Below are 13640 nucleotides of genomic sequence, written 5' to 3'. Positions count from 1 at the left end.
AAGAAAACCTAGCCTTTTGGCCAGATTCGTGTGTTGAGTTCAGTTAGGCACGTTCAGTTTGGATTATAGTGGCAAGCCGTTTACAGATAAGCCATGTTACTGCTGGCTATTCAGGCCATTTCATCGCTCAGACGCTAATTAGCCAATCTGACTATCCCCTATTTTCGCATTGTGAACCGATTTTCCTCAAATCCAGTCCAATAACCAGTAGTAAAACAGGCTATCCCAAAAAAAACTGCCTTCTCCACACAAATAACCTATACTAGCAGTGGCTATCGATCTCCACAGGACCCTAAGTAGTAACACCTATCTTAAATGTTAAAAGAAGAAAGCCCCACTCGTTAGAGCGGAGCTTCTTCTTCGTTCGTGTTAAAGTTGTTGTCGTTCGACGCCGTGCTATATCTTATCCATTATAGGCTTGCTTTAGAATTTCTATGTCGATCTTATCCATTTGGAGCATAGCGTTCATGACTCTTCCTGATTTCTCAGCATCCTTGTCATGCAACAACTCACCCAATACTGTAGGAATGATCTGCCATGACACACCATATTTGTCCTGAAGCCAACCGCATCTTTGCTCCTCTCCACCTTCGGATAGTTTCTCCCACAGTTCGTCCACTTCTTGCTGCGTCTCGCAGTTCACGAATAACGATATGGCTGGTGAGAATTTGAAATGAGGACCGCCGTTTATGGCCATAAATGTCTGTCCCTCGAGTTGGAATGTCCCGGACATTACCGATCCGTTCGGTCCAGGAATAAGACTCTCTATCTTTGAATTTTTAAAAATAGAAGTATAAAAATTTATCGCCTCTTCGGCTTTATCGTCGTACCACAAGAATGGGTTTATTTTTTGCATAATAGTTTTGCTCCTTTTTCATAGTATTTGAACGGTTTGATTGTTGATGCAACTATACGTTCATGGATCGCCAGTTCCTGCTGCCACCTCCCGTTTAGGACCATTACTTCTCTCAATTAAATACTAGCATAAAAATGAACTGCGATTTCTTATAGATTGCTATATTTATAATGCAAAAAAAGGAGCAAGATTTTACCCGCTCCATTCAGGGACTTATTTTTTCTTGTCTAGTATATATTGATCAATATTTACGATTCGAAATCCTTTTCCCGTTACCTCTTTCACCATTTTACTGTTGACTATCAAATCCTTTACGGTGTGGCTATCAGAAGAGATCAGGAAGTGAACCCCTCTGTCTCTTGTTTGTTGGATTACCTGTTCATCCATTGTGTTGTATCGGACGTTATATTCCATTATTTTATTCGAGCCAGCTATTCGATCACTGATTTCCCGCATGGGGAGTTCATCTTCTCGCACCCCGAATCCCTTTAACTCAGACAACGGATGAGCGATAATATCTACTCTTGGGTTTTCAAGCATCCGATAAAAAGCGGTAAGCCAATTTTCAACAATCTGTTCTCTGGGTATGCGCTCCACGTCCGCTTTTGAGAAGAAACCCTCCCGATTAGGTATGCGATGAAAGGAACCCAATACGAGATCTACATGAGCATCAAAAGTGGGATCGGCATCAATATCGCCTTGTAATGAAATCACTTTCGCTTCAATCCCTGAATAGAGCCTTATCTTACTTTCATATTTCTTTTTCAGCGTTTCCAGATGAGCGGCATATGCCGGAACCCATGCACTGGTTTTCCACACATGATCTGTAATGGCGACCGCTTCATATCCAATATTGATTGCCGCTTCAATCATCTCTTCTGGCGTATTCTTACCATCTGAGTACTTAGAGTGCATATGAAGATCCATGAGCATCGTGAAATACCTCCCCCCAATATCGTGACATTCGGGTTCCCCATTTCACGTTCAGTTCTGCTTCGTCTGGAGCAATTCCTAAAGCTTGTTTCACTGCAAGCACCGGAAGGTTGATTCCTGCCGCTGTACAATGAACGATTGTACCTTGTATTCTCGGATTGATTTCAACAATTTTCGGTATTCTATTCCGGTCCCTTCTGACCTGCACTCCGATAATTCCATTTAATTGAAGTTTTTCTACGACCATCACTGCATAATCAATAATATCCTGCTCTTTTATTATGACACTTTTCGTGGTTATACCATTTACTGTAGCCTGCCTTAACCTGGGAACGGCCACAACTACCTCGCCTTTGTTCACAAGAAGATCTACACTAAATTCCTCAAAAGGCAAGAACTCCATTACAATCGTCTCCGGGAGCTCGCTTTTCCCTTCTATAATTCGATATAGTTCTTCCTTAGTTATGTGAGCTGAATTAGGCTTATCATTAAAAAGCATTTGAAACCTGTCCATGTCGTTATCCAATATATGAAACCCTCTGCTTCCATCAGAGACGGTAGGCTTAAAACAAACCGGGTGATCCGGGTAGCCTAAATTATAAATGGCCTGTTTCAGGCTATCGCAAGTACGGACAATACGAAAGTCCGGTACCGGAATGCCTAACCGTTGAAGTTCCTCGTATAACTTCCCCTTATTAATCACCTTCTTGAGAGCATTCACAGGAGATTCGAGCAACCGAGTACCAAGCTTGAGAAGCTCTTGTTCTGCCTCAGACAATGGAATCAGCTCATCCGTAACGAGTGAAAAAAGTAGATCAATCCTCTCTTCCGAACAAATTTTCTGGACAAACGGCATAAACCCATCCTCCGATGCACGAGGACATATGAAATGCAGGTCTGCCATGTGAAACCCAACAGCGTCAGGATTGCAGTCCATGACAACAACGTAAAAGTCAATCTCATTACTTAAGCGGAGGGATCGAATGACACCGGCTGCAGCAGGAGAACCAGCTCCCGTCAGAAGAATTCGAATGAATGGCTTCACGGCTTATCTAACACCACTTTCTTTTTAATTGATCTTCGTTCCGTTACCACGGAGAATCGGGAGACGTACTGCATTATTATGATATATGCTTGGACATTGAGTGTGGCTACCGTTACTTCAAAGATGGGGCTAGTCGACCTGTGTTTTTACAAGCTCAAGTAATATACGAAATGAAAGAGCGACAATCTTTGGACAGACAACTAATTTTCAGAAGGATAGGCATCCACATTAACTATTCTATGTTTTTCACATAGATTGTGGTTGAGATACAAGGAACTTAACAAAGGTGGTGAGACGACGAATGTCAGGTATCCTATATTCCAATCAACGTGTACTAGTCTTAGCACCCCATGCTGATGATGAGACGCTTGGCTGCGGCGGTGTCATCCAAAAGTATATCCAAAGTGGCAGCCAGGTCAGAATTGTCATTGCTTCCTTAACGCTAAGTGACTCTAAACGTTATAAGAAAGAGATGAATTCCTACGGTTCCTATAGCGGACAAACCCGGATTGAAGAATTAAAGGAAGCCATGATTCTTCTCGGGGTTACGGATTACCATATTATGTACCCGGATCATAGCGGACAACAAATGTATGACGGTAAGTTGGATCGAGTCCCACGAGCAGAAATAGTATCTCATATCGAACGACATATTGAGGAATTGGGACCTTCCATCATCTATATCCCTTCCATTACCAAACATCAGGATCATGAAGCCTTACATCGGTCAGCCGTAGCCGCCACACGTCCCTACTTTTGGAACGGCACAATATTAATCTATGAAACGGACGGGGAAATTTCATTTCACCCCAATCTATTCATTCCGCTTACAGCGGAAGAGATGAACAAGAAAATGAAGGCTTTGGAAGCCTATCAAACCCAGATCGGAACGATTCGGCACCCTGTTCACCCGGAAAGCTTGCTGCATAAAGCGAAATTCCGTGGGAATCAAGTCCACGAGGAGTTTTCTGAGGCATTCCAAGTTCTTCGCATGCGTGGCTAGCAGCTTATAGAGGATACGATACGAGGCGTGTTCTAATGTCGGGAGGTACACAAAGAAATGCCCAATTGCGTCGCGGGAATTAGTGTCGTCACGTGTACAAACAGACCCCACTTTTTGTCCCATATGCTTCAAAATTATCAGAGGCAAAAGTGGGCAAATAAAGAATGGATCATCGTCGTAAACATGGATGGGATGAATCTGACACGTTACAAAAAGATGGCCGCACAGCACAAAAATGTACGTATTTTTCAGCTGCCTTCCCGTTATACACTTGGAGACTGCCTGAACTTTGCCTCTGCCCGCGCCAGGCATCCTTATATCGCAAAGATGGACGATGATGAATACTACGCTCCTAACTATTTGACCGGTATGATGCTCGCATTTCAAAGATCGAACGCAGATGTTGTGGGAAAACGAGCGTATTTTATTCATTTAAGCGGAAAGCACATGCTCATTCAACGGTTTTATGCACAAAACCGTTTCGTCCCCATTCTCGCAGGGGGCACTTTAGTGTATAAACGAAGCGTATGGAGAAGAGTAAGGTTTTCCAACCTTTCCCTCGGCGAGGATGTTCAATTCTGCCGTGCTTGCCGACGGAACGGTTACAAGCTGTATGCTGCGGATCGCTACAATTTCTGTGCTTTGAGACGTAAACAGCCTAATAGCCATACTTGGAAAAAAAGTGACCGAGGGTTTCTTGCACATCCACAAACGAAAATTATTTCGCATACTGACAATTACAAAAAATATGTAATCCGATCTAATTTTTAAGGTGGAGGAGATTTACTTTGAGCACTACTTCAGGTAAGCAAAACGGAGTCTCTGTTATAACTTGTACGAATCGACCTCATTTTTTTGAGAAAATAATTAATAATTATCAAAGGCAGCGGTACAGAAGCAAACAGTTAATCATCATATTAAATAAAGATAGTATGCGGCTATCCGACTATCGCAAAAAGGTTCGTTTTTTTCCGAGCATTACCGTTTACAGTGCACCTGAGCAGATTACATTAGGTAGATGTTTAAATTATGCGGTTAGTAAAACTAAATACCGGTATATCGCCAAGTTTGATGACGATGATTATTATTCACCCTATTATCTAAGCGAGCAAATGAGGGCCCTTCGCCAATCAGGCGCTGGCATAGTCGGGAAAGCAGCCCATCTGAAATACTTTGAGGGGAAAAGAGTGATAGCCGTTACTTCCCCGAAGGAACGGCATAAATTTGTCAAGTTTATAGCGGGGGGCACTCTACTATTCAAGAGGCGCGTATATAATGCTGTTCGCTTTAGAAACATTACCCTCGGTGAAGATTCAGACTTTTTGCTGAGAAGCCGTCAAATGGGAATTAGAATATACTCCACTTCCCCCTATAATTTTGTGGGGATTCGAAGAAAAAATAAAAAGAGCCATACTTGGAAAAGAAGCGACGAAGATGTCCTAAGAGGAAGCCGTTTTATCGCAAGAACAATCCGGTACCGTCATTTTGCTATTCGTCCGCTTAGATAGTGGTGCGGAGGGGCGTGCTGTAAACCGTTGATATATTCATTTTGGAGACGAGCGAAGACATGGCAAATGCCGCTGCACAGCGGGACTCAACCCTATTAGGTGTCCGGCCTATGCTGAGCGGCATTCCGACCATAATCATTTCAATATCGAACTTCCGTATTATCTCCTTGTATTGCTTCCTCTTGTAAACCACTCGGACCTGGGCTTGAGCTTCGGGTTCGCCTTGGATTTGGCAGGTTTGGAGGAGGCTGCTGCTGTCGATGATGTTTCCACCTTTATAGGCTGAGTCGTACCTAGCATCGGATAGGGATGTTCTTTCACTTCGGGAATCGTCTTTTTGATTAATTTCTCAATATCCTTGCGATACGGAATTTCTTCCACTTCGCAGAAGGAGATAGCAGTTCCGCTTAGTCCGGCTCTACCAGTACGGCCAATTCGATGAACGTAGGTTTCCGGAATATTGGGGAGGTTGAAGTTAATTACATGAGAAAGCTCATCGATATCAATCCCTCTTGCTGCGATATCCGTCGCTACCAACACTCGTGTTACGCCGCTCTTGAAATTGCTTAATGCATTCTGGCGGGCATTTTGAGATTTGTTCCCATGAATGGCTTGAGCGGCAATTTTCACTTTGGTCAGTTCGCGCACAACGCGATCAGCGCCATGCTTCGTACGGGTGAACACCAGTGCCGAAGCAATGGATTTATCTTGTAAAAGGTGATTCAACAGGCTCTGCTTGTTCGCCTTGTCCACCAAATAAATGGATTGCTTGATCCGATCCACAGTTGAAGACACCGGTGTGATCTCCACTTTCACGGGATTAACCAGTATGGACTTGACCATTTGGGTTATTTCAGGCGGCATCGTTGCCGAGAAGAAAAGCGTTTGCCTTTTGCTCGGCATTTTGGTGATAATTTTCTTCACATCATTAATAAAGCCCATATCCAGCATCCTGTCGGCTTCATCCAGTACTAATATTTGGACATGTTGTAAATTAATAAGCTTCTGATTCATTAAATCGATGAGTCTGCCCGGAGTGGCAATAAGAATGTCTGTACCTTGATTTAGTGCTCGCTCCTGTACATTTTGTGAAACACCGCCAACGATAGCCGAACAACGCAGCTGCGTGTATTGACCATACGCTTCCATGTTATCCGAAATCTGAAGAGCCAGTTCTCTTGTCGGGGTTAGTATCAAGGAGCGAATACGGCGTTGCGTGTTAGGTCTAGTTTGCTGTTCGCTTAATAGCTGGATAATCGGTAACGCAAATGCGGCCGTCTTCCCTGTTCCAGTCTGAGCGCAGCCAAGTAAATCTCTACCGGCTAACACAGCAGGGATCGCCTGTTCCTGTATGGGTGTGGGCGTAGTATAGTTCTCTTTGCTTAAGGCTTTTAAAATCGCGGGTATAATATTCAAATTATTAAATGTCATTTTGTCTCCTTCATTGTCCATACATATATTGTTAATCGCGTAACTATAACATCTCTTTGTAGCTTTTCCATTTATGTCGTAACACATAAGGATAACATAAATGTGGGCAAATATAAAAGGTTCCACTATCCTTCCAATATATATTACAATGACAATGTAAATAATTGGAGGTGAAGCGGAATCGACAAGGTTAGAGTGATGTTCGTCGAAGATGATATCGAATGGCAGCGTGGCTTATGCGATTTTTTCAGCGATCATCCCCAGATTGACATCATATGCTGCGTCTCCGGAAGAGCCGAATGTCTGGCCGTGCTACCGACCGCAAACGTGGACGTCGTGCTAATGGATATTATGCTTGGTGATCCGACCGGAAACGGGCTGGACGCTGCGCTCGACATTGCAAGTGAGTACCCCGCGGTAAAAGTAATCATCCTCAGTTCACTGGACAACGATGACGAAATGTTTTACGAAGCATTTTTGAGCGGGGCATACGATTTCGTATATAAGAGCGAATTTGAGCAACTCCCTCAAGTAATTGCGGATACCATGCACAACAAGACGTCTAAATACGGCGATCGGTTGAAGAAGCTTGTCTACGACAAGAAAAAAGAGCTGCTCACCCCAAACGACTCCAATCTGCTGCGGCTCATTGCGCAAGGACGAACACAGCAGGAAATTGCCCAATTCAACAGCGTTAGTCTGGCTGCCGTCAAGAAGCAAGTCGGCAGACTGCTTGAGAAGTTCGATTGGTCCGGTTCCAGTAAGGAACTGGCGGATAAATGCTTGAAGTGGGGCTTGATCGACAAGCTCTGATACATTTAATCATCATCCCTGGCCACTTCATCGTGGCAGCGGATGTTTTTTTGTTTATTTGGGTCTTTCCGGCAGGTAGACAATAAAGTGTCTACTATACGGCTTCAAGGAACGGATAGTACTATTCTCCTAATACCCTAGCAACTTTAGTATCATTTGGAGCGTGAGGAGATCGAATGCCGTACTACCATTTCAAGGAAATATGGACCCCACTCAAACTGCTGGGCATACGCATTTTTAAGGATGACAACGATCGAATATGGTATAAATTGTGGGGATCCAGGAGAAGGCACCTGTAGAAACAACATTAACATAGCATGTTGCTTTTAAACGTGTTTCATAGTAAAACAAGGTAAATAGACTGCGTATTGTCTGTGGTGACATGATGCATCACTGTCGGGGGAAGGAGCAGACGAATGATCGTTACGATCTATTTGCTTTTGTTTTGCATCATGGTGCCGATTAGTCTGTATTTGCTGGTAGTACACTACCGTAACCGTCTCGTTTTTTGGGGAGCAATTACTCTTTTGTTCGCAGGTATGAGCGGGCTTCAAATCGGATTGGAAGATATTATAATTCCGTTCTTCACAGATCGCGGCATGTCTTCGCTCTGGATTGACAGGTTCACTTGGATATCTGACAAATTAAACAATACGATTCATTCGGTTCCATATTGGTCTATTCTGCTATTTTTTCTGAACTATGCCGGGTTATCGAACAAATACTTCAACATGATCTTGTCTATCCCGGTTTGGATCTCGATTTGGAACGATAAAATTGAAGGTGTTACCCTTCCGACGGTGAACTATCCGTTTATTTTGTCATGGGGAGTACCTTATGCAATTGTCTCCTTGGCGTTGTTTGTTTATGTATTGTGCAAGGAGAGAACATGGTCCAAAGCTGTTCGCCATCTGTCTATCGCTTCCATCTTCCTTGTACCTGAAACTGCTCTGATTTTGTATCAAAGCGAAGGCTGGTATACGTATACCGGAGATCACCATATGTTCTATATATCGTTCTTGTGTATTTTCAGCGCCCTGTTGATCGTTATTTTGTATCTTAAAAATGCGTTTCTTGGCATTCAGCGAAGAACCGCACCCGAGAAAGTACAGATCGGGACAAGAATGATGCAACACGCGTTCAAAAATACGATTGGAAAAATCAAACTAAACGCGCTTAACATTCGCCGAAGTCTGCACCGCGAAAACTACGAGGATATTGATCAATATTTGGACAATCTGTTGTCCGCGAACGATCACATGCTTGCAATGATGAACAAATTATCTTATATGACGAGGCACAAGATTTCTCTAACACTGGAAGTCCATGATTTGCGGAACGTAGTGGAAGAAGCAGTAGCCCCGTTTCGTGACCAAGCAGAAATATCATTAGTTGCCCCTACGACAGCGGTTCTGGTCAGGGTCGATAAAGCGTTGGTTGTCGAGTGTTTGACGAATATTATCAACAATGCGTTGGAAGCAGGGGATAGGTCGGAGACTATTGAATTTATTTTGTTGCAGCAAAAATCAAGCGCTTCTGTGTCGGTTAAAGACTCGGGGATAGGGATGGATCCAGTACAGCTTGCCAATGTAACGGAGCCATTATATTCCACCAAATCCAAATCCGGACGGAACTTCGGACTAGGTATGTATTATGTCAAGAAAATCATGGACGCGCATAACGGCAAATTAGAAATAAAAAGTTCCCCGGGCAAAGGAACTTCGGTCATCTTGAAATTCCAGACCAGCCAAATCGACAAACAAACAGGTTAATCGTCCCCATTATTACTCCATTCGATGAGTTGACCCCACACACTCCACATGTGTCGAGTAAACAGAGTCAAAACATCAGAACAGTCCTACAGAAATAAATTCATCACAAACGATCTAACATTTGTCCCGTTATTTGACAAACTTGAAGCCTGATCTTTCAATATATCCTTGGTAACTTGTAGTCCACATGATGGAATTGCAATTTTACGATTATCAGTCACATCCCACTTCGAACTTTCAAACCAACCAATTACGTATAGGCCGTACTTACATTTTCCCTCTTTTAAATATCTGTTAACTAATTGAGTTTCCATGGCTTGAAATAGCTCGCGATTCCAGTTTCCTTTAACTTCTATAATAACTGTAATGACTTCAAAAATTCCCCTTGATCTTCCTGGTAATATTGCATTAACATGAATATCTGTACGTTCTCCAGGTAATGACCCAGCGCTTCTCCGTATTTCCACCTCTCGGTTAACAACAATTCCCTTCCCTAAAAGATCCTCTTCCAAATGCTGCTTTATATAATCGGAGAATTCATTTTCAGATCTTGGTCGGTATTCCTTCTGATCGATTTTATTCCAGAGCCACACTACTGCCGGTGTAATTCCATGCAGTTTCAGCTCCAGCCTATTAAGTGATTCAATTAGCACTTCCAATAGCTGATTTTCACTTTGAACCAGCCTACGGTGCCTATTTCCCAATAGCTGGACGACTTCTATAGGAGTTGGCGGGGACCAAGTACTACGGCGTGTGACACTTTGTGCTTCAAGTAGTGTCCACTTTAACCACGGAAGTTCTGGCAGTTCTGAGACTATCCGTGCAATCTGATTACAAGATTCTAATGTCCCTTTGTTTGACAAGTAGCGTAAAATTCCGTCCCTGAAATCAGCTATCTTTTCACGAGGTCCCACCCTATGTGCCATTTCGTCATCATCATGATACGGATCTTCTTTATATGGAAATCTTTTTACCAACCAGATATAAAAATCAGTAAGCGCCGTCTCTGACAAAGCTTGAAGTAATTTGTGTCCTTCAAATCTACTTGAAAAAGAAAGAAAAATATCTTGAACAAAATCGGGATAAGACTCTTTAAGTGACCATATAGTATCCCAACCGACGTTCCGAGAGTTGTTCAATAACGCAACAGCAGCAATTATGGCTAGCTTACGAGAGTCTTCAGCAACTAATAATTCGGGCTTGATTAAAGACTTAGCATATTCCTCTGCTCCATCTATTTGATGTCGTAGCAAATCATCAAGTAAGCACTTTATAGATTCGGGCATTAAACTCTGAGTCTTTAACTTATTTAAAACCACTTCACCTAATCGAGCATCCCAGCATTCCTTCATTGATCTAATAATAAACACATTAGAATGCTGTTGATTCTCTTTATCTATTAGTTGCATCAAGTCTGAAATTACTCTATCAGGAGCATTGTTGTAAGCTAACTTGACTAATTGATCATGTATCGTTCTTTCGTCACGTTCTGACGTTACCCATTGCGTAAAGATAACTGGAGACCAGTTTTCCCAATGAGACGACGTCAAAGATAGTAAAATTTCATAATCTTGCTCATAAACCAACCTTAATGCCTTATATCCTGCCATAGCTGGTCTATGCCAAGTATCCGTTCCAAACCAATTGGCGGCTTCCGAATTTTTCTCAAACAAATATTTCCTTGCAGCGGACACGATACGCTCTTCATCATAAGCGTTAACCTTATTCCAGTTTGGTAATGCTTTTATATTAGGCTCATATTCCTCCACACGCCTATTCTCTTTTTTAATTCCTAAATCCCAATTTAATCGCCACCAAGCATCTAAATTCCCTGCCTCGAATTCATCCAAACGCAGGCTGATTCTTTCATCAACAGGTGGATGAATTGGTGAATACTTATCTTTCGGCTCCTGCCATTTTGCTATCCTCATGGAACTTTCTTTTAACTCACGAGCTTGTTCAGAATCTAATAGGATACTTTGAAAAAAAACTTGGCAGTGTTCAGCTAACATTTTATTATTCTGTAAAGCACAATAAAGCAACTCCACTTGTTCGGAATTAGTCGTATTAAATGTCCTTTTTATCAAGGTAGCCCATTTTTGTTGAAACTCTGGGATGATATCATTCTGTAGTTGTTCAATCATCCACGGGAAATCCTCTGACTTAATAAGCCAAGAAAATGCGGATGAATGAATAACTTTTTGTTCAGCTTCTGTGTTCAACAATGAAAGAAGAAGTGTTCGGCGTATAATCTGATTTTGTAACAAATCTTTGATGTAACTTAAATTATCGAAATGTACCAATCTTGCATGTATAACATCAGTAAATGCTATACGAACGTCATGTGCATCCAAATACTGACCTGCTTTGTTCAGAATCCCATACACTAAATCATCAATTTGAGAATCAAATCGATCATTGACAGCATACTTTAGAACCCATCTTAATGCAGCCGACAGGTCCTTAATTTGCAGCTTATCGAGAATTTCATAGTTTAAAAACATTCTGTATGATCCAGTGAAATTTCTACGCTTAGGGATAGTAAGTATGGAAAATAGTTCTTCACCGGATATATACTGAGGCCAAAGTGCACTTAGTGCTGCACCTTTCAATTGATCATCAGCATCTTCACCTGCCTCCGATTTGGCTAATGGAAGCAACTTCCTTTTAGTATCTTCATCTGCTAACTCACATATTGCATAACCTGCTTGGATTCGAATTTGATAATCCTCATCCTGATTTAACGCAACTTTCAGTAAATCATCCTGCAATGCGCTTAGTTTACACGCTCTTGCTATTCGAATGGCAGCGCGCCGTGCTACATGACTACGCTGTTGGTCTAACACATACGGTTTAATTTGTTGTTCAAGAATAGGGTTAATCAATTTATAGAAATATTCATCAAAATCCCAGTCTCTAATTTTTTCTGCATTATATAGCTCTAAAAGACCATCAACCAAAGATTTTTTATCTTCAGTATCTACACTTGTCACATCACTTCGAAGAAGTACCTGTGGATCACGGATTAGTATTTGACGAAACACGTCTACACTCATAGTTGCTATCCAAGCTGAGACCTCATGGAGTTGCGGAATTAGCTTTCGTTCTGAATCAAGAGGATGTTGAATCAAACTCATAATTTGTACAGGAGACAGTTCATTTTGAGTGACGTATAACGCTGCCAAAAACTCCGCATATGTTTGATGAGCCCACCCAAAGCGATTCAACCCCCTTGAAGAAAATAAGCCTGTAGAAAGAGTTTCCTCAATTTCTGATTCAGGAATTATTAATGAAGCATCTCTTTGCTGCGGATTCTCACCCGAAATATCACTTATGGTGATATCTTCCTCAGGAACATCGCCAAAATTAATGTCACGCCACACAGCATATTTATTAGATAACACCATCAAAGCTGCAATTCGCGAGGCTACTTTCAAACGATCCTTAGCTCTTATTCTCCCTGTATTCCGAGATGCAACTCTGCTCTCATTTGTTTCTTCACAGAGAAGCTCACAGCCCTGCAAATACAGTTCTTTTTGTGTAGATGGAAAGTTACCATATCTTATATAAAGATTAAAAAGAAACTTTAACGTGATCGGCTTAATTGCAAGTGGAATTACTTCTTTCTCCCATATTTCATTCATGAACCTATCAGCATCTATACCTAATTCAACTGCTGCATTATAAACATCCACTCTTCGTAATGGTGCCAACTCCATGATCTGGATGTTATCATTTCCCCATAAATCCGCTAACTCTCGCTCAAGTAGACTCGGCCAGTCGGCTGTTCGACAGGCGATTCTTAGAAAGAGATTCTTTAGGTTTGGGTTGGTTTTATATTTTTCAAACTCTTCTGCCAACAAAACCGCTACATAGTCTATCCGCAGTAAGCATTCATCCAAACTATCCAAAAAAAGATGTAGATGATGCTCTCCTTTCAGGCATGCTTCAAACAAAGGGTTTTCAAAGATATTTCGGACTAAGCGGTCTTCCGTTCCATACGAACGAAGATCAATCTTGAGAGTATGATTTTCTTCCGAATTCTCAATACTTCGTAATGCCTCTGTTTTACCAATCCCCGGTTCCCCTAATAAAATTAAACATGGAACCTCTGATATTTTATCGAAAGGAACAACATGCTCATTATATATATGCCCATACTCAGATTCAGGATTGTAGAGGTAACCGCCATCAGATAAATTGATTGTACCTGTTCGAGGACACCAGAATCTTTTCCAAGAAAAGGTTTTATTGTTCAAGAGAACACCTCCGTTATTCA

The 13640-nt window shown here is 41.9% G+C and carries 10 protein-coding genes; 5 read left to right on the top strand and 5 right to left on the bottom strand.

Annotated elements, in window-relative coordinates; translation table 11 throughout:
- Nucleotides 1–403: 403 nt before the first annotated feature.
- The 3 genes from AC58QD_RS21175 to AC58QD_RS21165 all read right to left on the bottom strand — a co-directional run bounded on the left by AC58QD_RS21175 (nucleotide 404) and on the right by AC58QD_RS21165 (nucleotide 2834).
- Nucleotides 404–856 (bottom strand): VOC family protein, encoded by a 453-nt coding sequence (locus AC58QD_RS21175; RefSeq protein ID WP_497336961.1) that lies wholly within the window; start codon nucleotides 854–856, stop codon nucleotides 404–406.
- A 213-nt stretch (nucleotides 857–1069) separates the two neighbouring features.
- On the bottom strand, nucleotides 1070–1789 hold the full coding sequence (locus AC58QD_RS21170; protein WP_497336959.1) for a PHP domain-containing protein: 720 nt from the start codon (nucleotides 1787–1789) through the stop codon (nucleotides 1070–1072).
- Nucleotides 1761–2834 (bottom strand): ATP-grasp domain-containing protein, encoded by a 1074-nt coding sequence (locus tag AC58QD_RS21165; RefSeq protein ID WP_497336957.1) that lies wholly within the window; start codon nucleotides 2832–2834, stop codon nucleotides 1761–1763. Before AC58QD_RS21165 ends, AC58QD_RS21170 begins: the two co-directional genes overlap by 29 nt.
- A 301-nt stretch (nucleotides 2835–3135) precedes the next feature.
- Here AC58QD_RS21165 and AC58QD_RS21160 point away from each other — a divergent pair, with 301 nt between their 5' ends.
- From AC58QD_RS21160 to AC58QD_RS21150, 3 genes are read left to right on the top strand one after another with little or no spacing between them, the layout of a single operon-like run.
- Nucleotides 3136–3837, top strand: coding sequence for a PIG-L deacetylase family protein (locus tag AC58QD_RS21160; RefSeq protein ID WP_497336955.1), 702 nt, complete (start codon nucleotides 3136–3138; stop codon nucleotides 3835–3837).
- 57 nt (nucleotides 3838–3894) lie between these two features.
- Nucleotides 3895–4608: a glycosyltransferase family 2 protein gene (locus tag AC58QD_RS21155; RefSeq protein ID WP_497336953.1), complete on the top strand. Its 714-nt coding sequence runs from the start codon at nucleotides 3895–3897 to the stop codon at nucleotides 4606–4608.
- A gap of 17 nt (nucleotides 4609–4625) precedes the next feature.
- Nucleotides 4626–5345, top strand: a complete 720-nt coding sequence (locus tag AC58QD_RS21150) for a glycosyltransferase family 2 protein (RefSeq protein WP_497336951.1) — start codon at nucleotides 4626–4628, stop codon at nucleotides 5343–5345.
- Between the two features lie 159 nt (nucleotides 5346–5504).
- On the opposite strand, the gene AC58QD_RS21145 is transcribed toward AC58QD_RS21150, so the two are convergent.
- Nucleotides 5505–6776, bottom strand: a complete 1272-nt coding sequence (locus AC58QD_RS21145; RefSeq protein ID WP_497336949.1) for a DEAD/DEAH box helicase — start codon at nucleotides 6774–6776, stop codon at nucleotides 5505–5507.
- Between the two features lie 198 nt (nucleotides 6777–6974).
- On the opposite strand from AC58QD_RS21145, the gene AC58QD_RS21140 reads away from it, so the two are divergent.
- Both AC58QD_RS21140 and AC58QD_RS21135 read left to right on the top strand, forming a co-directional pair.
- Nucleotides 6975–7589 carry a response regulator gene (locus tag AC58QD_RS21140; RefSeq protein WP_497336947.1) on the top strand — a complete coding sequence of 205 codons (615 nt, stop codon included), beginning with the start codon at nucleotides 6975–6977 and terminating at the stop codon, nucleotides 7587–7589.
- A gap of 416 nt (nucleotides 7590–8005) precedes the next feature.
- Nucleotides 8006–9361, top strand: coding sequence for a sensor histidine kinase (locus AC58QD_RS21135; protein ID WP_497336945.1), 1356 nt, complete (start codon nucleotides 8006–8008; stop codon nucleotides 9359–9361).
- An 86-nt stretch (nucleotides 9362–9447) separates the two neighbouring features.
- On the opposite strand, the gene AC58QD_RS21130 is transcribed toward AC58QD_RS21135, so the two are convergent.
- Nucleotides 9448–13620, bottom strand: a complete 4173-nt coding sequence (locus AC58QD_RS21130; RefSeq protein ID WP_497336943.1) for an NACHT domain-containing protein — start codon at nucleotides 13618–13620, stop codon at nucleotides 9448–9450.
- Nucleotides 13621–13640 lie beyond the last annotated feature (20 nt).

This window comes from Paenibacillus sp. J2R1T-4 (genome assembly GCF_059692235.1).
Note: the sequence above shows the minus strand (reverse complement) of the source record. Positions and strands in the feature narration are given on the sequence as shown.